General features: G+C 45.5%; 24 protein-coding genes. 11 read left to right on the forward strand and 13 right to left on the reverse strand.

Translation table 11 applies throughout. From position 1 onward, the window contains the following. Positions 1 to 17 precede the first annotated feature (17 nt). The 3 genes from ilvC to ilvB form a co-directional block, all read right to left on the reverse strand. On the reverse strand, positions 18 to 1010 hold the full coding sequence (gene ilvC, locus MH117_RS21045) for a ketol-acid reductoisomerase (RefSeq protein WP_239332154.1): 993 nt from the start codon (positions 1008 to 1010) through the stop codon (positions 18 to 20). Positions 1011 to 1165: 155 nt separating this feature from the next. Beyond that, a complete protein-coding gene (gene ilvN / locus MH117_RS21050) occupies positions 1166 to 1666 on the reverse strand; it encodes an acetolactate synthase small subunit (protein WP_239332156.1) in 501 nt (166 codons plus the stop codon). After that, on the reverse strand, positions 1663 to 3408 hold the full coding sequence (gene ilvB, locus MH117_RS21055; RefSeq protein WP_239332158.1) for a biosynthetic-type acetolactate synthase large subunit: 1746 nt from the start codon (positions 3406 to 3408) through the stop codon (positions 1663 to 1665). Before ilvB ends, ilvN begins: the two co-directional genes overlap by 4 nt. Before the next feature lie 572 nt (positions 3409 to 3980). On the opposite strand from ilvB, the gene MH117_RS21060 reads away from it, so the two are divergent. After that, entirely contained in the window at positions 3981 to 4421 is a 441-nt protein-coding gene (locus MH117_RS21060) for a GNAT family N-acetyltransferase (protein ID WP_239332160.1), read from the forward strand. 140 nt (positions 4422 to 4561) lie between these two features. On the opposite strand, the gene MH117_RS21065 is transcribed toward MH117_RS21060, so the two are convergent. Further along, positions 4562 to 4915, reverse strand: coding sequence for a hypothetical protein (locus MH117_RS21065; RefSeq protein ID WP_239332162.1), 354 nt, complete (start codon positions 4913 to 4915; stop codon positions 4562 to 4564). A 291-nt stretch (positions 4916 to 5206) separates the two neighbouring features. Between MH117_RS21065 and aspD the strand changes: the two genes are divergently transcribed. Further along, on the forward strand, positions 5207 to 6850 hold the full coding sequence (gene aspD, locus MH117_RS21070) for an aspartate 4-decarboxylase (RefSeq protein ID WP_239332164.1): 1644 nt from the start codon (positions 5207 to 5209) through the stop codon (positions 6848 to 6850). Between the two features lie 711 nt (positions 6851 to 7561). Here the strand turns inward: aspD and MH117_RS21075 are convergent. Continuing rightward, positions 7562 to 8635: a nucleoid-associated protein gene (locus tag MH117_RS21075; protein WP_239332166.1), complete on the reverse strand. Its 1074-nt coding sequence runs from the start codon at positions 8633 to 8635 to the stop codon at positions 7562 to 7564. 268 nt (positions 8636 to 8903) lie between these two features. Between MH117_RS21075 and MH117_RS21080 the strand changes: the two genes are divergently transcribed. The 7 genes from MH117_RS21080 (at position 8904) to MH117_RS21110 (ending at position 15874) form a co-directional block, all read left to right on the forward strand. After that, positions 8904 to 10577: an alkaline phosphatase gene (locus tag MH117_RS21080; protein ID WP_239332391.1), complete on the forward strand. Its 1674-nt coding sequence runs from the start codon at positions 8904 to 8906 to the stop codon at positions 10575 to 10577. 61 nt (positions 10578 to 10638) lie between these two features. Beyond that, positions 10639 to 11361: an ABC transporter ATP-binding protein gene (locus MH117_RS21085; protein WP_239332168.1), complete on the forward strand. Its 723-nt coding sequence runs from the start codon at positions 10639 to 10641 to the stop codon at positions 11359 to 11361. Beyond that, positions 11358 to 12722, forward strand: a complete 1365-nt coding sequence (locus MH117_RS21090) for an ABC transporter permease (protein ID WP_239332170.1) — start codon at positions 11358 to 11360, stop codon at positions 12720 to 12722. Before MH117_RS21085 ends, MH117_RS21090 begins: the two co-directional genes overlap by 4 nt. A 51-nt stretch (positions 12723 to 12773) precedes the next feature. Next, on the forward strand, positions 12774 to 13832 hold the full coding sequence (locus tag MH117_RS21095; protein ID WP_239332172.1) for a hypothetical protein: 1059 nt from the start codon (positions 12774 to 12776) through the stop codon (positions 13830 to 13832). Between the two features lie 153 nt (positions 13833 to 13985). After that, positions 13986 to 14630: a TetR/AcrR family transcriptional regulator gene (locus MH117_RS21100; protein ID WP_239332174.1), complete on the forward strand. Its 645-nt coding sequence runs from the start codon at positions 13986 to 13988 to the stop codon at positions 14628 to 14630. A gap of 4 nt (positions 14631 to 14634) precedes the next feature. Further along, a complete protein-coding gene (locus MH117_RS21105) occupies positions 14635 to 15291 on the forward strand; it encodes a hypothetical protein (protein WP_239332176.1) in 657 nt (218 codons plus the stop codon). After that, positions 15272 to 15874 carry a GNAT family N-acetyltransferase gene (locus tag MH117_RS21110; RefSeq protein WP_239332178.1) on the forward strand — a complete coding sequence of 201 codons (603 nt, stop codon included), beginning with the start codon at positions 15272 to 15274 and terminating at the stop codon, positions 15872 to 15874. The genes MH117_RS21105 and MH117_RS21110 overlap by 20 nt, the downstream gene beginning before the upstream one ends. 146 nt (positions 15875 to 16020) lie before the next feature. On the opposite strand, the gene rplT is transcribed toward MH117_RS21110, so the two are convergent. From rplT to MH117_RS21145, 7 genes are all read right to left on the reverse strand, one after another. Further along, positions 16021 to 16380: a 50S ribosomal protein L20 gene (rplT, locus tag MH117_RS21115; protein WP_239332180.1), complete on the reverse strand. Its 360-nt coding sequence runs from the start codon at positions 16378 to 16380 to the stop codon at positions 16021 to 16023. Between the two features lie 83 nt (positions 16381 to 16463). Next, positions 16464 to 16664 carry a 50S ribosomal protein L35 gene (gene rpmI / locus MH117_RS21120; RefSeq protein ID WP_239332182.1) on the reverse strand — a complete coding sequence of 67 codons (201 nt, stop codon included), beginning with the start codon at positions 16662 to 16664 and terminating at the stop codon, positions 16464 to 16466. A 72-nt stretch (positions 16665 to 16736) separates the two neighbouring features. Then, on the reverse strand, positions 16737 to 17234 hold the full coding sequence (infC, locus tag MH117_RS21125; protein WP_239332393.1) for a translation initiation factor IF-3: 498 nt from the start codon (positions 17232 to 17234) through the stop codon (positions 16737 to 16739). A gap of 324 nt (positions 17235 to 17558) precedes the next feature. Beyond that, a complete protein-coding gene (locus MH117_RS21130; protein WP_239332184.1) occupies positions 17559 to 19865 on the reverse strand; it encodes a DUF4434 domain-containing protein in 2307 nt (768 codons plus the stop codon). Positions 19866 to 20098: 233 nt separating this feature from the next. Then, entirely contained in the window at positions 20099 to 21340 is a 1242-nt protein-coding gene (locus MH117_RS21135; RefSeq protein WP_239332186.1) for a glycosyltransferase family 2 protein, read from the reverse strand. Between the two features lie 611 nt (positions 21341 to 21951). Beyond that, positions 21952 to 22665 carry a glycosyltransferase gene (locus MH117_RS21140; RefSeq protein WP_343224478.1) on the reverse strand — a complete coding sequence of 238 codons (714 nt, stop codon included), beginning with the start codon at positions 22663 to 22665 and terminating at the stop codon, positions 21952 to 21954. Beyond that, a complete protein-coding gene (locus tag MH117_RS21145; protein WP_239332190.1) occupies positions 22590 to 23138 on the reverse strand; it encodes a glycosyltransferase in 549 nt (182 codons plus the stop codon). The genes MH117_RS21140 and MH117_RS21145 overlap by 76 nt, the downstream gene beginning before the upstream one ends. Before the next feature lie 244 nt (positions 23139 to 23382). Between MH117_RS21145 and MH117_RS21150 the strand changes: the two genes are divergently transcribed. Both MH117_RS21150 and MH117_RS21155 read left to right on the forward strand, forming a co-directional pair. Continuing rightward, on the forward strand, positions 23383 to 23913 hold the full coding sequence (locus MH117_RS21150) for a phosphatase PAP2 family protein (protein WP_239332192.1): 531 nt from the start codon (positions 23383 to 23385) through the stop codon (positions 23911 to 23913). A 168-nt stretch (positions 23914 to 24081) separates the two neighbouring features. Next, complete coding sequence (locus tag MH117_RS21155; protein ID WP_239332395.1) at positions 24082 to 25248, forward strand: MGDG synthase family glycosyltransferase; 1167 nt, start codon at positions 24082 to 24084, stop codon at positions 25246 to 25248. Between the two features lie 118 nt (positions 25249 to 25366). Here the strand turns inward: MH117_RS21155 and trmB are convergent, their stop codons facing one another. Next, positions 25367 to 26089, reverse strand: a complete 723-nt coding sequence (trmB, locus tag MH117_RS21160) for a tRNA (guanosine(46)-N7)-methyltransferase TrmB (protein WP_239332194.1) — start codon at positions 26087 to 26089, stop codon at positions 25367 to 25369. Positions 26090 to 26304 lie beyond the last annotated feature (215 nt).

Genomic DNA, 26304 nt, shown 5'->3' on the forward strand with positions numbered 1-26304 from the left:
CTTGCCTGTTTACTCGATTATTTCTTGATCCAGTGCATCATCTCACGTAATTGACCGCCCACCACTTCGATTGGATGGCTAGCTTCATTACGGCGAGTAGCCGTCAAGAAGGCACGATTCGCTTGGTTCTCCAAGATGAAGTCACGTGCAAATTTGCCTTGCTGGATATCAGACAGCACTTCTTTCATCGCTTTCTTAGTATCTTCGGTTACGATACGTGGTCCAGTAACATAGTCGCCGTATTCCGCTGTATTACTAATGGAATCACGCATAGTCGCGAGACCACCTTCATACATCAAGTCCACGATCAACTTCAGCTCATGCAAGCACTCGAAGTATGCCATCTCTGGCGCATAACCCGCTTCCGTCAGCGTCTCGAAACCTGCTTTGACAAGTGCGCTCACACCGCCGCACAGTACCGCTTGCTCACCGAACAAGTCTGTTTCCGTTTCCTCTTTGAAGGATGTTTCGAGGACACCTGCACGTGTACAGCCGATACCTTTTGCATACGCCAGACCGAGCGCTTTCGCAGTGCCGGTTGCATCCTGTTCAATTGCAATCAGTCCAGGAACGCCAAAGCCTTCTACATACGTGCGGCGAACGAGATGACCTGGAGATTTAGGTGCTACCAGCAATACATCTGTATCTTTTGGCGCTACAATTTGGCCAAAGTGTACATTAAAACCGTGGGAGAACATCAGAGCCGCGCCCTTCTTCAAGTTAGGAGCAATCTCATCACGATATACAGCAGCTTGTGTTTCATCCGGCATCAAGATTTGTACAACATCTGCACGGCTTGTTGCATCCGCAACTGACAATACTTCAAATCCGTCTTGGCGAGCTTTGTCTGCCGATTTGCCTTCACGAAGGCCAATGACCACTTGAAGACCGCTGTCGCGCAAGTTTTGCGCCTGTGCATGCCCTTGGCTGCCGTAACCGATTACCGCGATTGTTTTCCCTTGCAATACACCGAAGTCTGCATCTTTTTCATAGTACATTGTAACTGCCATAAGTGTGATCCTCCTCATATTGGTTCCCATTGTTATATTATTGTGCCTTCTCCCCAGATGAATGTGGGTATTTCAAGTGGCAATATTGGCTTGTCCCCTGAAATACCCCTTCATCCAGGGATAAGCAGATGGATGAAAGGTATAATGCCGATTAATTATTTACCGTCTGTTACTGAACCACGAATCATCGCTGTTACACCGGTTCGGCTGATCTCACGAATACCATAGGGTTGCAACAGCTCAACCATAGCTTCAATCTTGACCGAATCACCTACGACTTGAACAACCAGTGTCGTTGGCCCAATGTCTACGATGGAAGCACGGAATGTTTCTACTACACCAAGTACTTCCGGGCGCTCTCTTGGCTCTGCTTTTACTTTAATAAGCGCAAGTTCACGACCGACCATCGCTTGCGAACTTAAGTTAATTACTTTGATTACGTCGATAATCTTATACAACTGCTTTTCGATCTGCTCCAGCATATGATCATCGCCTGTTGTCACAATAACCATACGCGAAAGACCCACTTCCTCCGAAGCACCTACAGTGATGCTCTCAATGTTGAAGCCTCTGCGTCCAAACAGACCTGATACACGTTGGAGGACACCTGGCTGGTCATTTACGATAACGGCAATGGTATGTTTAGTGGTACTCATTCGCTATCCCCCATTATCATTTGATCTATCGTGCAGCCTTGCGTAACCATCGGATACACATTTTCATGCTTGCGTACAACAAACTCAACAACTGCTGGTCCAGGCGTATTTAACGCTTCCTCCCAAGCTTGAAGCGCTTCTTCTTTGTTCGTCGCACGGAATCCGCGTACACCATAAGCTTCAGCCAACTTTACAAAGTCCGGGCTGCCTGCAAGGTCAATGTGGCTGTACCGATTGTCATAAATGATTTCCTGCCACTGACGAACCATTCCCAGCACTTGGTTGTTAATAATCGCGACCTTGACCGGAATGTTGTTGATCGCACAAATTGCAAGCTCTTGTGCACACATTTGCATACCACCATCACCATTAATCGAGACAACCGTACGGTCCGGGTTCGCCATCTGAGCACCGATAGCAGACGGGAATCCGAAGCCCATCGTACCTAGTCCACCAGATGTAATAAAGGATCTAGGATTGTTAAACCGATAATATTGAGCTGACCACATCTGATGCTGACCGACATCTGTTGTCACGATGGCATTACCATGTGTCGTGTCATGAATCATCTCAATGACCCATTGCGGCTTTAATTCATCATTCGAATCGATATAACGAAGCGGCTTATCCACCTTCATCTGCTTCACCAGATTGCGCCACTCTTCCGCGTTATCGGTGTGCTTAATTACAGTATTAGCTTGCTTAAGTGTCGTCAAAATGTCGCCTACGATCGGAATATCCGTCGGAACGTTCTTGCCGATCTCCGCCGGATCGATATCGATATGAACAATTTTGGCGCAAGGCGCGAAACCTTCCAGCTTCATCGTCACCCGATCGTCAAAACGTGCGCCCACGTTGATAAGCAAATCCGCTTGTTGAATTGCATTGTTGGCGGTGTATGTGCCATGCATCCCTGGCATGCCCAGCCACAATTCATGCCCGCTAGGGAAGCCACCAAGCCCAAGTAATGTTGTAGTGACCGGAATGCCGGACTTGTTAACAAATTCCAGAAGTTCATCGTGTGCCCCAGAATGTACGACGCCTGCTCCCGCCAAGATGAGTGGACGCTCTGCCTGCTCAATAGCCTTAATCATTTTGTCGACCTGATACTTATTCGGCGTAACCGTTGGATGGTACCCGCGAATATCAATCTCAGATACAGGTTTAAACAGCGTTTTCGCCGCTGATACATCTTTCGGAATATCGATCAATACCGGTCCTTTGCGACCTGTTGAAGCAATGTGGAATGCTTCGTGTATAACACGAGGCAAATCCTCTACATCACGTACCAGATAGCTATGTTTCGTCACGGGCATTGTAATGCCTGTAATGTCCGCTTCCTGGAAAGCATCCGTCCCAATCAGCGTAGTTGCTACGTTGCCGGTAATGACAACAAGCGGAATCGAATCCATATACGCGGTGGCAATACCCGTAACCAAGTTCGTGGCCCCCGGACCAGAAGTCGCAATACAGACGCCTACTTTGCCGCTTGCGCGAGCATAACCGTCTGCTGCATGGATAGCACCTTGCTCATGACGTGTCAGCAAGTGATTAAAATCATCAAAGCCATGCATCGCGTCATAAATGTAAAGCACTGCCCCGCCCGGATAACCGAAGACACACTCTACACCTTCCAACAATAAGCTGCGCAGCAAGATTTCCGAGCCTGTAATGACTTCCGGCTTCATCCATTTTTCTCTTAATTCATCTTTTGATCGCTTGGTCGTGTGATGTGTGCTCATTCGACATCCTCCTTAACTTAATTTCACTGTTGAATCCTTTGTAACATGTATAAATATCAAAAAAACCTTCCGTCTCCACACAGCTATAGCTGTGTAGGGACGAAAGGTTTAGCTTCCGTGGTACCACCCAAGTTCGCTGTGCATCTCGCAATGCAAAGCCTCCATAAGTACACGAGTCCAATCTCGTATACTTGACGCCTAACGCGCGTCTGACGATTCTTCCTAGTGGGATCATGTAATTCCTCAAGTCATAAGCAAGTTATGACTTTCATCATCTGTTCAGAAGAACAGCTCCGAGGTGAGCTCGCACATCAGGGATTCTGGCGTCGGTTTCAGCAGTGTTCCGAACGCTCTCTGTTCAAAAGGGCCCTAAGTCTTCGTCCTCTTCATAGCCGTTGGGATTATATAACAATCCGTGTTGCCGAATGTTTAGAAACATTATATTCCTCCACCCCTAGGGAGTCAATAGGCTGTTTTTAAAAATTTGGAGCGCCGCACCCGGCAGGCCGTACTGGCATAACTTATAAAAAAATATTGCCATATGGCATAAATCGCGTCTTGGAGGTATGCTCATGCTGCGATTGCGTAGGCCGGGATCAGATGATGACGGCATCTGGCAGCTCATCGTTCAAGAGCTGATTCCGCGTTCTAACAACGAGTGGGACGCCAAGGAAATAAAAGACGAATTGCCGCAACGCTTGAAGCGCGGCATCACTTACGTATATACGGACGGACTTGACCGGATATATGGATTTATTCATGCCGTATTCAACAACCGCAAGCTTATTATCGACATGCTGGCCGTAACTACGCCTATGCATGGAAAAGGCATTGGACTGCACCTCTTGAGCGCAACGGAGCAGACAGCTCTACAGAAAGATTGCCTATCTTCCTTGCTGCTGATCGATAAAGGCAACGACCAGGCCAAACGTTTCTATGAACGCAATGGTTATGTTATTACACGGTATATTCCAAGTCTGAAATGTTACGAGATGGAGAAGCAGCTGAAATAGTCTAACAGCGCTCATCTCGTATTAAAAAACGTAAAGCAGTCGGACACAATATCTACCTACTCTTCCCTACCTTCATGCCAAACAGCCCGGAGTCTCCCGCTCCGGGCTGCCCACTCGCCTTACATCCTCACGCGACCGGCCTATTTCTCTCCTTGTCGATAGGCATTGCCGTACTGTCCACCGCAGCACCCGTAGCCGCCGCCATAACCGCCACCGTAGCCGCCGTAACCGCCGCCATAGCCACCTCCATAGCCACCGTAACCGCCACCATAACCATATGGATTGCTGCTAAAAGCACCAATGGCTAGCAAGTCAAACAATACTAAAGGCAGGATCGCCTTTGTTTTTGCTTGTTTGCCTTTTGGCTGCTCCAGGACAAGTCGGTTTCCAGCTATCCGGACAAGCTTGCCAGTAATTACAGAGCCATTTTTACGCACCGCATAGATGCGCTTGCCTACCCATTTGCGGGCCTCGGCTTGTGTAACTCCACGCATGAGAACTCCTCCTTTTTCGTTCCTACGATTTAGCTTATGCACGATAGACAAGGCTGCTTGTATTGGTAACCCTATCAACTTCCAATCTGTGCTAGAGTCCTAGAAAGTAAAAGCTGCACTGCATTCCCCTCATAACATTCCTTTTTTTGGACAAAATGTAGAGAAGATAACTGCCATTCGTAGTGTTTGCCCACGATAGCCGTAGGACTATATCGTATCGTTATCTTTAAATATAGTCATGCTGTCAGGACGGCTCGAACGATCCAAATTTTTTTAAAGAAGAGGGAATCCATGATCAAACCTGACCATCCGCAACGTCGAGACATGGAGCGAATATACGGCTCTATTAGTCCCTTTGAATTAAAGGACACACTGATCAGCTTTGCAAACGAGAACGCTACTGCACATGCACAAACCATGCTGAACGCAGGAAGAGGGAATCCAAACTGGATTTCAACAGAGCCACGCGAAGCTTTTTTTGCATTGGGGCAATTCGCTATTGAGGAATGCAAGCGGGTTCACTACGTTGACCCCGGACTTGCTGGCCTGCCAGAACGACAAGGGAGCTATGACAGGTTTAGAACCTATGCTGCCAAACATCGTTACACGGCAGGCATCGACTTTCTGGAGGCAGTCATCGCCTACGGTGTGAAAACGCACAACATGCGTCCAGATGATTGGGTATATGAACTGGTTGACGGCATAATTGGCGGACATTACCCATATCCCGACCGCATGCTTCCCCAAATCGAAAAAGTAGTTTACGACTTCCTTTGTCAGGAGCTTTATGGCGGCACATCACTGCAAGGGCATGCCCGCATTTATGCGGTCGAAGGTGCTACTGCAGCTATGTGTTATATTTTTGACTCTTTGATCGCTAATCAGCTGTTGGAATCAGGGGATACGATCGCCATTATGGTGCCAATCTTTACGCCGTATCTGGAAATTCCACATTTGCCCCAATATCATTTTAAGATTAAATATATTATAGCAAGCGGCACAAATGCGGACGGTTCACACAGCTGGCAGTATCCCGATTCAGAGATTGAAAAACTGAAGGACACTAGCATTAAGGCTTTATTCTGCGTTAATCCGAGTAATCCGCCTTCGGTGGCGGTGAAGCCTTGTACGGTAAATAAGCTGGTCCAAATCATTCATAATCATCATCCGAATTTAATGATTATTATGGACGATGTGTACTGTACCTTCGTTGATCAATTCAGGTCAATCATGACGGATATTCCGCGGAACAGCATCGGGGTATACTCATTTTCAAAATATTACGGTGTGACTGGTTGGCGGCTCGGGGTAATTGTTGTGCATGACAACAACGTTTTTGACGAACTGATTCGAAGTCTACCGACAGCAAAACGTGATGTCATCCAATCCAGATATAGCGCACTGACGACTCATCCTGAGAAGATAACCTTTATCGATCGTATCGTAGCCGATAGTCGACAAGTCGCACTTAACCATACTGCGGGGTTATCCACACCACAGCAGGTGCAAATGGCATTGTTTGCGATCGCAGGTCTGCTAGATAAACAAAATACCTATAAAGATTTAACGAAAAGTATTTGCCGACGCCGCAAAGCAATGCTCTACGAAGGACTTGACATGGACGTTGTTCATAACGCCTATGATGCAAGCTACTATACTGAATTTGATTTGCTCGTATGGGCACGCCGACATTGTGGAGAAGACTTCGCAAACTACTTACAGGAAAATTTTGAACCTGTGGACATTTTGTTTCGGTTAGCCGAGGAATCATCAATCGTTTTGCTGAACGGCGGCGGATTCCACGGACCGGCGTGGTCGATCCGTATATCACTTGCAAATCTCAATGATGAGGCTTATTTACAGATTGGACGAGCAATTCGCCATATACTCCACGATTATGTCAACCAATGGCATTCAACTCAAAATAAAACTTAAGACGGCTGCATTAACAGCTTGAGCAGCAAGCAACATAAGCTGCCTCTGATGAATGTAGGGAGCTTATGTTGTTAAAGCAGATGACCTTGACCCAGCAAACTTATCGGCTCGGTGGACAGATGAAGTCGAATACGGCGAGCACTTCCAATTTAACAACAACTGTCCTCCCCCAATGGACATAAACAACAGATTATGCTGCTATTTTGCAGCGCGCATATTATCCAGTAATTTCATGCGTATTCATGATAGAACTGAATCACCAACTCCAGTTGGATGGATTATTGATACAGCTTTTGCAGGCTCATCGTGAATTCTATTTATGTTTACGTGTGATACACTTCTTAAGCTATTCCTTACCAGTCGCTCAATAATACCAACAATAGATTGTATTCCCTGCAACCTTATCGCAGTTGTTTGATTTGAATACAAGGTCACCCAGCTAATTTTCGCGAGGGTTTCTTTTCACTAAAGAGTTGAACAGCTGCTCCGCATTCATTCACATGCAGCTTTATTATATTGCTGTTGAGGCTGACTGCAATACAACGTAAATATTACACGATAGACCTATCTGTCCTCAAAGGGGAGACAATAGAATTTATTAATTCACATCCTTATAGCTAGTTAACAACTCGAAATATTTGAGCACAAAATAACAAAAAAAAGCACACCTCCTGTTAACCCAGCTAACAGGGGCGTGCGACTTATTGCCATCTATTCTTCCTCGTTAAAATACACTTTATAGAAATACATTTGGCGCTCCTCATCATACCCGCGCTCCAAATAGGGGAAACTTTCATTTTTCAACTTGATGTCAATTCCCGTATCCGTTTTGATGTTATTGCGTATCGACTGCTTTGCCTTCTTGAGAGCCACATGTGAAATCGGCATCGCATCAAAAGGAGGTAGATCATTTGCTTCCTCATAAGTTTCCTTGTATGCCTTAAACATCGGTGCATGCTGTGCATGTTGAGGCCGCTCATGCAGCACGGTATCCACAAACGATTGCTCATCAAACGTATCATGCTTAGAAAAGTATTCCATCGTGCTATTGATGAACTCCAGCTTCTCTTTCTTCTCCGGCAGCTCTGAGGCAGGCGCAATGACGCTGTCATAAAATTCACTGCACATCGTAATAGCCTCATCCGTATAATAATGCTCGTCCTCTACCATCGCAAGCTGCAAGAAATCATCTTTCCAATATTGCGCTTCCTCAAAACCACGACTGCCCGTATCTACCATACATACCCGATATCCCGAATCTGCATATAAATTAAATATAATACATCCTTTATCCAGCTTCTTGATGTTAATACCTTCTTGCAAGTAGACACCCAGATCCGTGTCTGACTTCTCCTTTACTTGCAGAAACGCATCTTTATTTTCCGACTTAAATATACCGATCGCGTCTACGCTAAAGTTCCCATAGAGCACATTATTAAAATGAGTAACGTACAATTCTCCCGGCTTAATCTGAGGGTGTGTAGACTGTGCGTATAAGTGGTTCAGAATATGAACCGATTGCTCTTGAAAAGTTGCCGGCTGATCGAATATGCGGGAAGCAAACGTATAAATCTCATTCATGCTCAGATCTGCTTCATGGTGAAGCCGATAAAACCAATCAAACTTAAACGGCTTAACAAAATATTGCGTAAGCGCAAGCCGCAGCTCATCATCTCCCGCTACATCGGTTAAATCCCGTGAAACCCATACTCCCTCGTCACGGGCGGCGCTTCCTACTTTATGAATAATAAGTTGATGAATATTAATCTGCGATACATCAATCACGTTAAATGTTCCTCTCTTCCGTACGGCATTCGTAAAGGAATTGTAAGCTTAGGAGTCCGGTTAGGTCAATGGATAATTTATAGCATGAAGCCTATTGGTTTGGAAAATGCTATGGCACCAGCGGATTTATTTACACGAACTTTACACGTACTTAAAAGCGACTTAACAATCAACCTTTACAATGAACTTGTTAAACCAAAAATAGTTGGAGGGGTTACTGTTGAACAAATATGTACGTAAATCGTTAGTTACTGGCTTGGCGCTGCTTATGCTCCCATATGGTGCATTGCAAACAGACGCAGCCCAAACGAATGCTAACAAAAATGCCAAGCCTTCTTCCAAAAACTTGATCGTCCTCATTGGCGACGGCATGGGTCCAGCACAAGTATCTGCTGCACGGATCTTCTCCAAAAACAAGTTGAACAAGCCCCACCTGAACATCGACAGCATCTATGTAGGTCAAGCGACTACTTTTGCTGACAAAGGCGAAGACGGGAACAAAGTCGTATCAGGTGAAGTTACGGACTCCGCATCCGCCGGAACTGCATTTGCTACAGGACACAAGACATATAATGCCGCAATCAGTGTTTCAAATGAGGACATATCCAAGCCTTTCGCATCCATTATTGAAGCCTCTGAACAAGTTGGCAAATCGACTGGCCTTGTTACTACGGCACGTATCACGCATGCTACACCTGCCGTATATGCATCACATGTCCGCAATCGCGATAACGAGAATGCAATCGCGACTCAATACCTTACATCTGGCGTAGACGTGCTTCTCGGCGGCGGCAAGCGCCACTTCGTGGGCAAAGACGAGAAAGGCAAGCGCGAAGGAAAATCAATCATTCCCGATTTCCAAGCTAAGGGCTATAAAGTCATATACGATAAAAAAGGGCTGAACGCCTTGACTGCCAAAAACGGAAAAATTCTGGGTCTGTTTAATGATTCCCATGTTGACTACGTCATCGACCGCAAGCAGGAGACACCAAGCTTGGCAGATATGACGAAGAAAGCAATCGAATCGCTCGCTACGAACAAAAAAGGCTTTACGATGATGGTTGAGGGCGGCCGTATTGACCATGCCGGCCATGCGAATGATTTCGCATCCGTTATTCAAGAGATGCTTGATTTTGACGCTGCTGTCAAAGTAGCTCTGGATTATGCAAAAAAAGACGGCAACACATCAGTTGTTATTACGGCAGACCATGAGACAGGCGGCTTGTCCCTGTCACGTGATGATATTTACGAGCTAAATGTTGACTCTTGGAACAAACAAAAGATCTCTTCCGAACAGCTTGGCCCCAAATTAAAAGCAGTTAAAACAACTGCTGAAATTAAGCAGCTCGTACAAAAGTATACAGGATATAACGATCTGACAGAAGAAGAAGCTCAATTCATTATCGACGGTGACAAGTCTTCTTATGCACAAGAAGGTGCATTTAACGCAGTAATGTCGAAGCGTTATTTGGTCGGCTGGTCCGGCCACGGTCACTCTGCAGTTGATGTTGGCGTCTGGGCATATGGTCCAATTGCACAGTCCGTAAAAGGGCAAATCGATAATACTGATATCGCCAAGAGTGCAGCTAAAACTGCAGGATTAGATCTGAACAAAGCATCTGCCGACTTGCAAAGCAAGCATCTCTATCCGAAATTCAAAGTGACACGCGAAGGCAGCGTCATGTATCCTGCTCCTGCACTTGCCAAGTCGCTTGGCATTACTGTAACAAGCGATAATAAGAATAACGTGACAACATTTAAAAAAGGAAAAGTGACGCTGCAAGTGAAGAACGGTACAACTGTAACCGTAAATGGCCAAGCGACATCACTTCCAGCCGAAATAGACCGTAACGTTCTCTACTTAAACTTGGATGCCTTCAGCAAATTGACAGGGAATGCTTTGAAGTGGGACTCTCTATCTGAGCGAATTGTATTAAAATAAGAGCAGTCAAATAATGGGCAGGATGGCAGCTGTCATCCTGCCCTTTCTCGTGAGGTGTCCGATGATACAAATCCACCAGATTCGCAAGTCCTATCGCACGCAGCAGCAGGAACTGCCGATTGTCCATGTTGAGAACTGGCACATACAACAAGGGGAACAAATTGCACTTCTTGGACCAAGCGGCAGCGGAAAAAGTACACTTCTATATCTGCTATGCGGCGTGCTCCCGCTCGACGAAGGCGAGCTGCATATTATGGATCAGCCATTGCATCAGATGAATGAGATGCAGCGAGATCACTTCCGTGCCAAACATATCGGAATCATATTTCAGGATTTCCATCTCATATCCTCTCTCACAGCTAGACAGAACATTGAATTAGTCTATGAAGGCCCACACAGAGGGCGCGAACGTTATGCCCATATTCAGCAATGGTTTGAACGTGTTGGTCTGCAAGATAGAATGAATCATCTGCCTGGGCAACTGTCCAGAGGACAGCAGCAGCGAGTTGCAATTGTTCGCGCCCTAGTTAACCGTCCTGCACTCTTGCTTGCAGATGAACCAACTGGAAGTCTCGACTTTGAGACAGCCCATGACACTATGAATCTGCTTTTGTCCCTATCAAGGGAAGAAAAGGCTACTTTGATCACCGTCACGCACGATCAGCATCTCGCTTTGCGATATCCAATGCAGGTTCATATTGAGGAGATCAATCGTTGTACGCAGCGTCTTAACCATAAGCTTTACGGTACTGGTCCTAGCTTGAAAGGAGCGCAGCAAGCATGAATGTTTTTCACATCTTATGGCGCAATGTGATGCATCGAAAAGTATTATCGCTGTTAACGATATTATCCATAACGCTTACTACCGGGCTACTCGTCATCTTATTACAAGCAAGCGATGGCGTCGAACAGAGCGCGGAGAAAGGCTATGGTCCCTTTGAACTTACTATAGGAGCAAAAGGCAGTCAGACACAACTGGTGTTAAACACCTATTACCGTGTTGGATCACCAATTGGCAACATTCCGCTGCAGGTGCTGCAAGATTTGAAGCAAGAGCCAGAGGCAGCTCACGTGTATGCTATGACTGCTGGAGATGCTTATAATCGTTATCCTATTGTAGGCATCGAGCCTGATTATTTCCTGACACGTTACGGCGACCAGAGACTGCAAGCTGGCAATATGTATGCCCGTACAGGTGAAACGATCGTAGGCGCTCATGTTGCCAAAATGCTCGATCTAAAGGTCGGAGACACCTTTCACGGCAGTCACGGGCTTGTTCACGAAGGTGGAAAGTCATTTGATACGAATTCGGGAACAAATGTTAATTCTACTACCAAGGATCAGGAACAGGAACAGGAGCAGGGAATACATCCTGATGAGCACCATGAAGACAACACCCATGTGGAAGAGTCTTCGGATTTGTCAGAAACACATCTGGATCAGGCGACCGCTAACCGTAATGCACAAGAGCATCATGATGATCATGAGCATTTCGAGTACAAAATTGTAGGCATCCTTCCGTCACTGGGCACTGCTGATGATCGAGCTGTATTTACAACTGTTGATTATGCTTGGCATGTTCATGGCATTACACATGATGAAGACAAAACCATTACCGCCATTCTAGTGCAGCCCAAGTCACTGCTTGGGACACAATTCATCAAGAACAAGTATGACAAGCGTGTTGACGTTCAAGCCGCCTATACGAGCAAATCTGTAGCGGACGTTGTAAATGTTGTAGATCAGGGAACCGAGTTAGTCAGCTTTGTCTCCATGATCTGTGTTGTACTCGCCGCCATTTCCCTGCTCCTCTCGTTAACATCAGTTGTCACTGAACGTAAAAAAGATGTGGGTCTTATGCGTCTTGTTGGCAAGTCAAGGCGATATGTATGGTCCGTACTCATTGGTGAAGGAATGCTGTTGACTTGCGTTGGACTGGTGTTCGGCCTTCTGCTCGGTCATCTTGTTACGTATCTATGTGCCAGTTCTATTCTAGAATGGACCGGCGTTCATGTTAACGCGGCCCGGATCGTATCTGGAGAAGGTTGGCTCCTGCTTGGCACACTACTTATTGGCTTTATCGCCTCCATCGGCCCAGCATGGAAAGTATATCGGGTCGATCCACTGCAACTGTTTAAGAATTAGCTACACCATGTCAAGCTTAGACTTCATTTCCTACTAAAGCGAGGGATAGATATGAATCGAAATGCAGCGTTGGCTATTACGGCTGCTATGGCCTGTGGAATTCTGCTAGCTGGCTGCGGACAATCTAAATTACCTAATGGTCAATTACCAGATTCTTTTGCAGCAGCCGCATCTAAAACAACAACTAATAGTGTCGTCACAGCTGAAAAAGCTCCTACTATTGGAGACACAGCCTCCCGAGAAGGGACTGATGTCAAAGACATACCCGAATCTACTGATGGTAACCCTGAGGAGCAAACAAGCTCAGCCTATGATAAGAAGACCATCGATGCTTCCTTAAGTACGTCTGGGAACAAGTTTACGGCGACGTCATCCACACAAGCGCCCAATGGGGATACAGCGCAAACGACTCAAGGTGCTGTAGACAAGGTCCCCCCTGTGAGACAATCAACTACTGATAGCAGGAAAAACCCTGCTCCTGATAATGATACCCATCTAGAAAGGAAAGCGGCGCTTCACAAATCGACAGATCCAATGCGAACTACACCTCCCAAGTTATCCAAGTCGGAAGGTACGTCACCATCAGCTCAAAAATCAACTCAAGTGAAAGCATCTCAATTAGCTGTGAATGACAAAAAGCTGAATAAGCCCGCAGCTGTACAAGGTCGTAGTCCTGATAGCAAAAACGAACCAGCCAAATCGCAGTCAAAACCTGTTGTGCAGCAACATGCGCCAAAGTCTTACTCGAATACGTTGTTATGGTCCGAATTTTTTGATAATGAGAAGCAAAACACACCATCGGAGAAATTTTGGGAGCTAAGCGGTAAACAAGTAACAATAAAAGGATACATGGGAGAAGTACTTTCCTTTGATAAGAACTGGTTCCTGCTTATCCCTGCGCCAGGTGCAGAATGTCCATTTGACAACGGTGATGAAACGTACTGGAACAAGATTATGATGGTCTTTGTCCCCAATGATACGAAGCTCCGTTACACATCAGGACCGCTTGAATTAACAGGAACACTGGATGTTGGTATCAAAATTGATGAATCTGGCTATAAAACGATGTTCCGCTTATATGATACGACATTTGAAAAAATTAGTGAGTAGCAAAAAATGCACCTGATAGAGCGCCCCTCATGGGTAAGCTTATCAGGTGCATTTTATATATCTTCGCTTTTCACTTGACAAATGTTACCTTATCGACAATAATTATGAGTATACTCATAATTTAGTTTGCTCATAATTGAAAGGAGTTGTACGATGAGCGGTATACGAACAGCTAAGAAAGAAGCGACTAGAAAGCTAATTTTGGAGCATGCCTATGATCAATTTATGCAAGTAGGCTATGGCAAAGTAACCACATCTAAAGTAGCCAAGGCAGCAGGCATCGGTGAAGGAACGTTGTTTAACTATTTTCATTCGAAAGGTGACCTGTTCGTCAGTGCCATGTTTGGTGATACGGTGATCCAGCCCTACACACTCCCTGATCAGTCTATCCACAGCATCAGAGAGCTGTCAGCAGCGATTACTAGCATCATTGATTATTATTTAAGCAAAATTAAATCAGTTAACAAGGATTTGTTAAAGGACTTCTTCTCCGTTGTGTATGGCAGCCAGGCCAGCGCCTCTACCTTAACTCGCAGCAGCTTATTTAAGCTGGATCAGTTTATCATTAGTCATATCGAGCAGCTGCTAAAATCAGTTATGGAAGAAGCTGATCACGATTTGGTCCTGCAGCCCGCACTCACTTGTATTGCCGCTTGCGTCACTCACCAGCTTAGCTTGTATGTGCTCATGGACGAATATCAATATGATGACATGCTGCTTGCTCATCAGAGAGGTATTGAATTTGTGCTTCAAGGTAATCTAAGTATCCGATCCACCCACAAAGAACGGGGAGAGTGAACATATGGGAGAGCATACGCGTATTGATTGGCATTATAGCGGCAAGGAAGATTTAGGTGCTGGAACTGGCGCTTATCCCGAAGAAAAAGCACTTGGATACTCAGGCTGTATTGCACTTGTCGCATTGTTAATTTACTTGCTGCTCACAGGTTATGTGCAATGGAATTGGCTTCAGATCACGATTGCCTTCCTCCTCGCTTTTGATATTGGAGGTGGCCTCGTGAGCAATTCCCTGAATTCTTGCAAACGTTTCTACCATACTCCCCTGCTAGCAACTGAAAGCAAATGGGCTGCAATCGTAAAGAATAAATTTCTATTCAGCAGCTTTCACATTCACCCTCTTGTCGTAGGTCTGCTGTATGGCCCCATGAATATCACATACGGATTAATATGGTATCTCCTATTTATGACTTCTGTCGTCATTGTCTCCATTACCCCTTTGTATGTAAAACGTCCAGTATCTATTCTTATCATTCTATTAGCCATCCTCATTCAACTTTATGCTATTCCTCCTATCCTGGGCTTTGAGTGGCTGATTCCACTTTTATTCCTTAAAGTTATTCATGGTCACCTCGTAAGAGAAGAACCCTACAGAAAGGCTAAACATAAACAGCCATGTCACTTTACAGGAGGTGTCCAAGGTGAGAACAATCGTTGTTAGGCCAGCCTGTAAAACAGATTTTAATTTTGCCTTTGATCGGATAATATCTGCTGGAGGTGGCCTCATCGAGAGATTGCTGGGGGGCGGGCGTCAAGAAATCGCTAGAAAGGTTATGCAAGTATTATGGACTGCTGAACCGAATCCTTTTTATTATCAAGCCAGTTTAATTGCAGAATTAAATGGCACTCCTGCTGGTTTACTCACCTCATTTGATGTTGAAACTAGCTCCTGTGCAGACCTGCCGTTGTCTTTATTGATTCGTGCTGGCGGTATTAAGCTGGTAGCCTATCACTGCCTCCACCCTCTGCTTGGCATCCAGTCGCAAAGACTAACAGCCAGAACTATTGATGAGTGGTATATTAACTTTATAGCTACTGCTCCCCGCTATCAAGGTCTGGGAGTAGGCAACGTGCTTATGCAAGAGGCCTCTCATCAAGCAAGGCAAGCAGGAATGCCCAGATGTTCCTTATTCGTGGAGCCTAGCAATACCCGTGCTATTCAACTCTACCAAAAACACGGATTTGTCGAGCAGTACTACTTAAAGAAACCCGTTCCTTTTATAAAAATGACTGTTACTATCTAGCGCTAATGATCACAAGGAAATACGCTTTTTGCTTTGCTCCTTTACTTCATTACAAACCAAAAAGTGCACCCGTCAGATTACACAGGACAACGTCCTATGTTCATCTAAAGGGTGCACTCTATGAAATGCCCAGCTCAAAAACTGAACTATGCGTTTACTTTTTCTTTTGCTACAGCAGCCAAGGAGTTGAACGCATTGATATCGTTCACTGCCAAGTCAGCAAGCATTTTACGGTTGATGTTAACTTCAGCCAACTTCAAGCCGTGCATGAATTTGCTGTAAGACAAACCGTTCATGCGAGCTGCTGCGTTAATACGAGCGATCCACAATTTGCGGAAATCACGTTTCTTAACGCGACGATCGCGGTATGCATACAGCAAGGATTTCATCACTTGCTCGTTTGCTGTTTTGAATAAACGGTGTTTGGAGCCAAAGTAACCTTTAGCTAGTTTCAATACTTTCTTATGACGACGACGTGTAGTAAATCCGCCTTTAACTCGAGCCATTCTAGGTAACCTCCCAATTGATTCTAATATGCATATAAATGCTTATGCTTCGTGTGGCGCACACACGAGAGCGAATAAATTCATTACTTCAAGTTAGCCAATTGTTGCTTCAGACGACGAACGTCACCAGCAGCCATTACTGGGCTTGTTGCCAATACGCGCTTAGTACGTTTCGACTTGTGTGAAAGCAAGTGGTTACGGCCCGATTTATAACGGCGAACTTTACCAGTACCAGTGATTTTGAAGCGGCCTTTAAGGCTGCTGTGCGTTTTCATTTTAGGCATTATCATTTCCTCCTCAATAATTAATCCAAGCCGCCACCTTCACCTGCGTGGCGGGACCATTTAATCGTTAAATTAAGTAGTCTTAGGTGCCAATATCATAATCATGCTGCGTCCTTCCAACTTCGGTTGGCGCTCAATGATGCAAAGATCGACAGTTTCCGTCTTTACACGCTCCAACACACGTTGACCAACTGCTGCATGCGCGATTTCACGGCCGCGGAAACGAACAGAGCATTTTACTTTGTCGCCTTCGCCCAAGAACTTAATAACATTACGCAGCTTTGTCTGGAAGTCATGCTCATCAATGTTGGCACGGAACCATACTTCTTTAAGATCAACGATCTTCTGGTTCTTGCGTGCTTCCTTCTCTTTCTTCTGCTGCTCATAACGGAACTTCCCGTAGTCCATAATGCGGCACACAGGAGGCTTAGCCTGAGGAGCCACATTTACAAGATCCAGGTTCGCATCAATAGCCATCTGAAGAGCTTCACGGAAAGGCTTAATCCCGATTTGCTCACCTTCGGCACCTACAAGACGTACTTCCTTCGCACGAATTTCTTCGTTGATAATATGATCCTTACTAATGACCTGCCACCTCCAAATACGATTTACCAAACTTCATCAAAAAAAGGGATGTTAGCTCTCAAAAGAGCCCACATCCCTCACTATACATTATCGAGTGAGTACCGTCAGTACGGTAAAGTTCAAAGACCAGCCAACCAAAGTCGGTCAGGTGAGAAGCGGGCGCCTCTGCTTTTCATTAATCATACTCAAGTAATATATCACACACAAATATAATCGTCAAGTCTTAAGTTAACTTAACTTCATTTAATTTAATTGAATTTAATTGAATTTCTTATCAGCCTCTTGTTATCTTTTTTTCTTTATCTTTTTTCAGCGATATACCGTCATTTCATCCATGAAAGACCAGCCGCTCGAAGTTATGATTTCTACCTGTACATATCTGGCTTTGACAGTGCTGGTCAGCTTGAAGATATAGGCTTGACGTGACTTATGGTTTGCGGGCACTTTATTAAGTGTACCTCTTGTTGTAAACCGCTGACCATCTGTGGACGTCCTCACCGTTATATATTCAGGCAGGCGAATAGCCGCACCTTCGTCACGCAGAAATGAAGCGTCCAGGCGACGAAGCATTACAGGACGAAGAAGATCCAGTGTCACACTGTACTTGGCAATATCCGCTCGACCTTGCCAGGCGGAATCTGTATATTCAACGCTGCCAAGCTTACCGTCAGTCAGCTTGACACGTCTCTGATCTGGGTAAGATGATGCAGCGGCGTGAGACACTGTGTAGGGCTTATGCAGGCTTACCCGCTCTAGCGGCTCCTTAATCGGTATCCCTGCTCCTTTGTAATGATCTACATGAAATTCATCCATAAAAACCCACGATTCTGGCATTATCGTAATAACAGCCTTGACGTAACGAGCCTGTGCTTGTGGAAATACAAGTCCAAACTGAACCTGGCGATTAACTGCTGGTTCACCGTAATTGGCACTGCGATAAGGCGCCTGTCCCAATGATCGATAGTTGATATTGTCATCCGATATCCAATACTCCACTGTGTCCGGCAGCACTGCGCCTACCGCACCATGGGTCAGGAACTGCAGCGAAACACCCTCCACTGGTCGTATTTTCTCTAGATCCAGAATTACCGTATACGTTTCCGGCATCCTGCCAGCCTTTCTGCCCTGCCAAGCCGGGTCTAACGGTTCATTACTGGCAGCATTTCCATCCGTCAACTTGCTTTCGCGGTCCGGATAAGCTGAGTTCGCCGGCATCGATACGACGTAAGATTTGCCGAGCGCCCAGTCCGTCGCTTGATAGGACGTCGCAATTGAGATAGGATCTGATAACCGTGAACGATTGCCCGCGGCATCTGCCGCCTCTATCCTATACCTGTACGTTGTATTCGGGATAAGCCCGGAATCCTGATACTGCGGCACGTAGGACTTTCCGATCTTCACCCCATCGCGATAAACGTAGTACATAGCCCCGATATTATCGGACGAGGGCTGCCAGACCAGCTTTACTTTATCTGTCCCCCATGCGGCCACTTGCAAGCCTGAAGGAACGGTAGGAGCTTCAGAGTCTACTCGCCCTGTTCTCACGTACTGTAAATATGTTTCGTGATAATATGAAACACCAACAATCTTTGGACTTTGATAATGGTCATAAGAGAACGTAATCAGTTCGTCAACGTAAGGCTTAATCCGCTGCATATGCTGCACGACCTCACGAATCGGCATCGGTTCTGCAAACCAAGGTTCTGGGTTGACAGAGCGGAATGTCTCCACATCTGCCCACAGCTTGGTCATTGGGTGCCGATCCGTCACCGACTTCATAAACGCATACCATTGTATGGTTGCCTCTTTACTGCGGTAACCCCCACCCAACCCATCCTGGACAATAAGGTAATCCAGAGCTACCTGCTGTAAAATACCATCCCAAGTCTGTTTCCATGCTCGTTGATTCTGTGCAGGAGATTGAGTACACCAACTTTCAGGCCAAAGCGCCGGAGCCGTCGACGTCTTCATATTACCTGGCAGCGCATGCACGTGATCCACAATCCGTTTAAACTCTGCGGCCAGATTTCGAATGGAGGCTTTGCTCTGATAACTGCAATTTTCCATCTCATTGTTCAAATAATATCCCTTCAAAGAGGGGTGCTCAGCATAACGAGCCTGTAGCTCATCCACAAATTTTAATCCATATGTAAAAAGCTGATGAAGCCACACCTGTTGATCCGCATGATATTTGTACCAATCCTGATTCTCATTCAGACCCAGCCACACTTCCAAGCCCAAAGAATCAGCTGCCTGAAGCGCGAACTCCAATGGGTCTCCCTTGTACTTTGCATCCTGCTTAAAGCCAGCCAGAGCAGTCGGATAGATCGTTTCTTTCTTCTTCGAATCCCCCGTCCATTGAATAATAACAAGACGATTACCTGCTTCTTTTAAAATAGACAGTTCTTCCAACCAATCCTGAGCTGTCCACTCATACGTAATATTAGGTTGAATAAAGCTGCCAATTGATCTTGCATCCCAGACGGGCTTTACAGCCTTGTCTCCGGAAGCTGCTATCGTTGTACTGCTTGTGCTGCTCCACAAGGCTGCAAAAAGCAGGATGAACAGCATGCAGTTCAACTTTCTTCTCCCTCTGGCAAACCACTGTCGTCCCACTCTAATTCTCCTTCCAATCTCTGCATCCAAACTGAGTATATATTCCCAGAAGTATAACTGGAACTTTGTACTCCATATGTAGACTGCCCTGGCATGCGTTAATTTAACAACTACATAGCATTTCCACTAATACTCCGATTTCTTATATGCCATGAACTGGCCCTTCCCACACAAAAAAGAGAGGCAGCAACTGCCCCTCTCCTGCTTGCGTATTTATTCCATGTGGAAATGACTTAACTTACTTGTTTGCCGTGCACTTCATCCAAACGAACGACACGCGTGTGCTCCGTATGGCTCCATACTTTGTTGTTCTGTGTAAAGAACGCATAAAACGTAATTGGCCACCAAGACAACAGGAAGATTGGGAACGTAATAAGCGATGCATATACACGCCACGACTTGACGCCCTCTAGAATGAGCGCCAATATAAAGGCCGCGCACGTAGCTACAACCGATACAACTGCCAACCAAGTCGGCAAGTATTCATAGAGCGTAGGGAAATTCGGTCCGTTAAACAACGCCGCATCCACCCACATATAACCGGTAAGTAAAAACGTAACGAGCACCGTATACACAGTAATCGTATATAATGCAGTATCAAACTTCGCCAAGTTGCGTTCCTTCAAACTCTGCCACAGCAGCGGGAAGAAATAACGGCGAGCAACCGTAAAGTGTCCCTGCATCCAACGCAACCGCTGACGTGCCGAAGCCTTGAACGTAAGTGGTTTCTCGTCATACACACGTGCCTTGTAGTTAAATACGGGATTTACGCCATTTTTCACGCAACGAACGGTAAACTCCAAATCCTCTACCAAGCTTGTCGCACCCCAGCCCATATCTTTCAGCAGCTGGTTCTCGAAACACATACCGGTGCCGCCTAAGAAATTAGCCATCTTTAAGTTCGTACGGGACAACTGCCACAAGCGATTGCAATACCAATAAGTAACACCATATGCCGCAGTAATCCATGAGTCATGCGGATTTTTTGTATCAATATATCCTTGAATGACGCGCGCTCCAGAACACAGATCGTTGTTCATTTCACGCAGAAAATCAGGGCTGACCAAGTTGTCCGCATCAAGCATGACCACCGCATCGAATTGACGAGGCATTTCCCACAGCTTCTTCAACATCCATTCAATGGCAAATCCTTTTCCGCGTTGATGAGGATTATGGCGTTCACATGCTGTCCAGCCATGCTCGCGTACAATGTCAGCCGTATTATCCGTACAATTGTCACAGATAACAAACACATCATACATATCCTTTGGATAATCTACTGTCTTCAGATTCTCCATGAGTGCATCAATAACGGCTTCTTCATTATGTGCCGCAACCAAAACCGCAAAGGTCTTCTTCGGCTCGTATTCTTTATGCTTCTTTTTTCTGTAAATACCAAACAGCGACAAGGTAAATTGATAAACCCCGATTGCCGCCAATATAACTTGCAAGGCAACAAGCCACTTTTCCACCATGATTAGGTGTCCCCCTTTATTTATATACCCCTGAAACATTGGTTCTTTTTTCTCTATAATCTGTTAAAGTAACCAATTCAAACTTACATCAGCCATTTTTCAGTTACGTCTTTATCTATTTTTATTGTAACGAAACAGAAAACGGTCAAACACGATTTTCTAACGTTTGCCCTCTTTTGTCAAAACCTTTTATTGGCTTCCACAGCCTTCTAGGTTTAATATTTGCCATTATGTCAAGAGAAAAGTCATCGGATCATGCTTTAATGCTTCATTTCGTTTTATTTTCATCCAAATGCACCGTTTTTATGGCTTTAGACCTCCTTTTTGCAACGAATGTCGAAAGCAGCGCAGCGTTGTTACTAGGGTTGATAACATTAATAAACGTCGTGTCGGTTCTTACTCTGTACGCCGTACTTCACTATTTAACGTACTGGACATACATAAGGTTGCAGCAACTACTACCTGTTAACCAAGAAATACGAAACTGAAACGGGAATATTCGTCAATTTATAAATGTGATGTTTTTGTGAACATAATTCAAATAGCATTTCCATCTCAGACGAAAACTAACGACACATTCCATTTTTTTACCAAACTGCGTTAACCGTTTGTTAAGCTTCCCAACAGTGTGGAACATTAGCGATCTGTCTATATTGATCTAAAATTCCACAAAACACCTGATCCCACGAACGACGTTCAGCGCAGCGTCTTCCCGCGCTCCCCATCACTGTGCTGCGCGACGATTCCACATGCGCACGCAGCAGAATGTCGCTAAGGGCCTTTATGTCATACGAAGGAACCAGCCAGCCGGTTGCATCGGATATTACAAGCTCAGCCGCAGCACCCGATTGTGTCGTAATGACAGGTAAGCCACAAGACATTGCTTCAAGAATGACGTTGCCAAATGTCTCACTTGCGGACGGAAATACAAACCAGTCCGAGATCCCGTAATATAGGGGAAGCTTATCTTGAGGTTGAAAATCAACAAACCGAATGTCGAGCAAGGTGCCATCGCCATGCAGGCGCTGAGCTTGGAGCAATCGCGCCTGACGTTCCAGCCTGATGCGTTCTGGCCCGTCGCCAACGAGCACAAGCAAGCTTTCTTCCAATTGAGCTACTGGAAGTGCAGCATAAGCTTCAATTAACAGATCTACAGATTTCTCGGCTGCCATTCTGCCCACATACAGCATGATCTGGCGATCGGTAGGCATTCCGAGCTTAATTCGTCCAATCCTTTTCTCTACAGGCGTTAACGGCTTAAATAGTTGCGCATCAACTCCCCGAGTCCAAATGTGCAGCCGATTCCAGCCCTGGGCTTCAAGCATTCTCTTTGTATAGGAAGATGGGGCATAAACAGCTTGGCAATCTCGATGAAACCAGCGCATATATTCCATAACAGCATCTCCAAAGACTCTAAATGATAAAACTTCAAATATTGATCAAAATGAGTATGGTAAGATGCAACAAGGGGAATTCCACGAGAACGCGCATAACGAACTCCGATCAAGCCAAGCGAGAACGGAGTCGCAACATGAATAATTGAAGGATTAAAGCGATCCAACTGGCGTCCTATCCATGAAGGATTCGGCAGGGCAAAGCGGCAGTCTGGATACACCGCAAATGGAATGCTAAAGACGCGGTTAACACTCCACTCATTCTTTAAGGGGTGTTGCGGTTTAGGTGCAATGACACGAACGGGTACATGATGCTTGCATAAATATTGCGTCCAACGTTTCAACGTTCTTGCTGCTCCATTAAGCTCCGGCCAATACGTATCAGTTAACAACGCAACACGCATAAGAAGCCCCCTCCAATATTAACATTTTCCCTTACACACCTATTAGGGTAAAATGACAATATAGACTGCATATCAAGGCGATGTAAAAAGATCGTGAAGATGCATTAGATGGCAGTTTTTATAAGAGGTACACGATGAGTATTTGCTGAACTTTCTTAATTGAAAATTCACAAATCGATCATCTTCTGATAATGTTATTTTGTTACCCTACTTATTGAATATACCGCATAACGGAGGGAAGACCATGACCCGTGTTATCGCGTGGCTCGGACATCGTGAGCGACAATTATTTTTCTGGATTAATCATCGTCTGCATCACCGATTCCTTAACATTATATTGTACACGCTGACCCATTTAGGAGGAGCAACCTTTACGATCACCTTTTCGGTGCTGCTGGCTCTGTTCGCTCCGCATCCGTGGGACACCGTGGGATGGCAGTGCTTGGTAGCGTTGACCGTAAGCCACATTCCAGTAGCACTCATTAAGAAAATATATCCTAGAATTCGTCCACATCTGGCGTTGCCCAATATTCGGACATTCAAGAAGCCGCTCATCGATCATTCCTTTCCATCTGGGCATACCACTGCAATCTTTTCAATTGTAGTTCCCTGCATCATGATGGTGCCGATGCTTGCATGGCTACTGCTACCTATAACTGGCATTGTAGCTTTATCACGGATGTATCTTGGGCTACATTATCCATCAGACTGCTTAGTCGGTGCCTTGCTTGGGACTAGTGCTGCTGTGGGAACTGTCATGTTGTGGCAAGGTTAAATAAGTTGAATTGGGCTGGACTACAACCTGGTTTTGGTTATCATGCAACTTTTTCCTGCACTTATACGTAGTGAACTTATTATGATAAAAGGACTTGGTTACTTAAATTATAAAAAAAGAAAGGTGACGACCATGCAACAAGCTGTTACATTGCTCCCTTCTTCTGATATGGGATTGCCTGAAGAGGACTGGGGAAGCAAGAAGCGCATTTTGTTGTTATCGGAACGCTTCGGCGCAGGTCACACTCAAGCCGCTCATGCGCTCGCAGTCAGCTTACGTAAGCTGTCGCCACACGTACAAACACGTGTTATTGAGCTGGGCAGCTTCCTGAATCCCAAGATGGCTCCGCTTATTATCCATGCTTATCGGAGAACGGTAACTGTACAACCTAAACTTGTCGGATTTATGTATAAGACCCAGTATCACCGGTCATTGAATCGTCTAACGACATTAGCACTGCACCGTGTATTTTATACGCATGCAATGGCCGTGATGAAGCAATTAAAGCCCGACATGATCGTATGTACGCACCCGATACCTAACGCGGTCGTATCTCGGCTACGCAAACACGGTCTAACTGCGCCGCTGTATACGCTCATTACCGATTATGACGCACATGCTGCCTGGGTGAGCCCGGCAGTATCCAAATACTTGGTATCTACTCCGGAAGTTAAAGACAAGTTAATGAATCATGGTGTACGTGCAGAACGTATCCATGTAACGGGCATTCCTGTCCATCCTAAGTTCTGGGAGAAGCACGATCGCGACACCAAGTCAGCCATCCGAGACAAATTTGGTTTAAAGGAAATGCCAACCGTCCTCGTAATGGGGGGTGGCTGGGGATTAATGGACCCTAACGACGTGAATGAACTATTAACCAGATGGCGAGGGGACGTCCAATTTGTTTTCTGCATCGGCAGCAACGAGAAACTGCGCAATCGCTTGTTGCGCAACCCACGGTTCCGACACGAGAACGTGCATTTAATTGGTTATACCAATGAGATCGATCAACTGATGGACGTAGCCGATTTACTTGTTACCAAGCCTGGGGGCATGACTTGTACTGAAGCATTAGCTAAAGGTATTCCAATGCTGTTTTACAGCCCACTGCCAGGACAGGAAGAAGAGAACTGCCATTACTTCACTGCTAAAGGATATGGAGAACCCATTGAGTCCTCGCATACGGTTACGAAATGGATGAACCTACTTGTACGGCATTATGAAGAAGTCGTTCAACGCCGTAGATTGTACGAACAGAATGCGGCCCAGTATAATCCCAAAGCTTGCGCCGAAACGATTCTGACCTCATTCTTTGATAAGCATGAACCCAAGTAATCGAGACGCTCTCATTCCTTATCCAAAGCAATCGTATATTAGATCATACAAAAAGGTTCCCTTCCGTCATCGGAAGAGAACCTTTTTAGGTGTAAATGACTGCGAGCATCATATAGAATTAATAGCGGCGTTTCACCAGTGACTTTCTGTCTTCATAGCGTGCTAGAGCCGCCGATCCTATCACGACTTCAACCCGATGAATGTTCATCCCTTTGCCAGAGAACTTCTGCTCGTATTCCGTCATAACATGTTCTTCATTCAAGCCACCCCGGTGCAAGTCAAGCGAGATGTTTGTCATCTGGAGACCCATATCAGCAAATGAATTTAAAGAGAACTCAAACAAAGTCACCGAGTCCGTCTTCAAATGAATCTCAGCGTTATCGTTCATAATCCGACTGTACTTCTCTACAAATCTTGGATGAGTTAATCGACGGCGCGCATGTTTCTTCTTCGGCCATGGATCACTGAAATTTAAGTAAATACGATCAAGCTCTTGTTCTGCAAAGATCGTTTCTACAAATTCAAGGTTTGCACGCACAAGCTTCAAGTTAGCCGGATGCTCCAGCCCTTCTCCAGCCTGCTCACCTAGTGCTAGCGCTTTCTCGCTGGCACGCGCAATCAATTCATCGTACATATCGATACCAATAAAATTGATATCAGGGTAACGCACACTCATCTGCGTAATAAACTGGCCTTTGCCCATCCCAAATTCTACATAGATCGGACGATCGTTGCCGAAAAGTTCCTTCCACTTTCCTTTATGGGCCTCAGGGCTCATCACCACGAGTGTGGACATTTGCGCCAACATCTCAGGTGCGCCTTTTTTGCCGCGTAAACGCATGTTTATGCCTCCATTAGTGTGTAATAGTATAATGACCACAACTAAGAATTAACTGAACTTCCCCTGTGGATGCTCGATGTCAATATCCAACAATTAATTGTGCCGAATGATCAAGCAAATGTAAAGTACGAAAAAAAGGAATGTACATAGGCAGCAACCTCGCCCTGACATTCCTGATCGTGGAACATGTATATAAGATGCTTAAGTATAAAATT

Origin of the sequence: Paenibacillus sp. ACRRX (assembly GCF_022346885.1) — a bacterium.
In the GTDB taxonomy this organism is placed as follows: domain Bacteria; phylum Bacillota; class Bacilli; order Paenibacillales; family Paenibacillaceae; genus Paenibacillus_B.

Excerpts from the sequence above, each read along its gene's own strand:
- ilvC (WP_239332154.1), bottom strand. The coding sequence starts at position 1,010 with ATGGCAGTTACAATGTACTATGAAAAAGATGCAGACTTCGGTGTATTG.
- ilvN (WP_239332156.1), bottom strand. The coding sequence starts at position 1,666 with ATGAGTACCACTAAACATACCATTGCCGTTATCGTAAATGACCAGCCA.
- ilvB (WP_239332158.1), bottom strand. The coding sequence starts at position 3,408 with ATGAGCACACATCACACGACCAAGCGATCAAAAGATGAATTAAGAGAA.
- MH117_RS21060 (WP_239332160.1), top strand. The coding sequence starts at position 3,981 with ATGCTGCGATTGCGTAGGCCGGGATCAGATGATGACGGCATCTGGCAG.
- MH117_RS21065 (WP_239332162.1), bottom strand. The coding sequence starts at position 4,915 with ATGCGTGGAGTTACACAAGCCGAGGCCCGCAAATGGGTAGGCAAGCGC.
- aspD (WP_239332164.1), top strand. The coding sequence starts at position 5,207 with ATGATCAAACCTGACCATCCGCAACGTCGAGACATGGAGCGAATATAC.
- MH117_RS21080 (WP_239332391.1), top strand. The coding sequence starts at position 8,904 with ATGCTCCCATATGGTGCATTGCAAACAGACGCAGCCCAAACGAATGCT.
- MH117_RS21085 (WP_239332168.1), top strand. The coding sequence starts at position 10,639 with ATGATACAAATCCACCAGATTCGCAAGTCCTATCGCACGCAGCAGCAG.
- MH117_RS21090 (WP_239332170.1), top strand. The coding sequence starts at position 11,358 with ATGAATGTTTTTCACATCTTATGGCGCAATGTGATGCATCGAAAAGTA.
- MH117_RS21095 (WP_239332172.1), top strand. The coding sequence starts at position 12,774 with ATGAATCGAAATGCAGCGTTGGCTATTACGGCTGCTATGGCCTGTGGA.
- MH117_RS21100 (WP_239332174.1), top strand. The coding sequence starts at position 13,986 with ATGAGCGGTATACGAACAGCTAAGAAAGAAGCGACTAGAAAGCTAATT.
- MH117_RS21105 (WP_239332176.1), top strand. The coding sequence starts at position 14,635 with ATGGGAGAGCATACGCGTATTGATTGGCATTATAGCGGCAAGGAAGAT.
- rplT (WP_239332180.1), bottom strand. The coding sequence starts at position 16,380 with ATGGCTCGAGTTAAAGGCGGATTTACTACACGTCGTCGTCATAAGAAA.
- rpmI (WP_239332182.1), bottom strand. The coding sequence starts at position 16,664 with ATGCCTAAAATGAAAACGCACAGCAGCCTTAAAGGCCGCTTCAAAATC.
- MH117_RS21135 (WP_239332186.1), bottom strand. The coding sequence starts at position 21,340 with ATGGTGGAAAAGTGGCTTGTTGCCTTGCAAGTTATATTGGCGGCAATC.
- MH117_RS21140 (WP_343224478.1), bottom strand. The coding sequence starts at position 22,665 with ATGCTTGAAGCCCAGGGCTGGAATCGGCTGCACATTTGGACTCGGGGA.
- MH117_RS21145 (WP_239332190.1), bottom strand. The coding sequence starts at position 23,138 with ATGCGTGTTGCGTTGTTAACTGATACGTATTGGCCGGAGCTTAATGGA.
- MH117_RS21150 (WP_239332192.1), top strand. The coding sequence starts at position 23,383 with ATGACCCGTGTTATCGCGTGGCTCGGACATCGTGAGCGACAATTATTT.
- MH117_RS21155 (WP_239332395.1), top strand. The coding sequence starts at position 24,082 with ATGGGATTGCCTGAAGAGGACTGGGGAAGCAAGAAGCGCATTTTGTTG.
- trmB (WP_239332194.1), bottom strand. The coding sequence starts at position 26,089 with ATGCGTTTACGCGGCAAAAAAGGCGCACCTGAGATGTTGGCGCAAATG.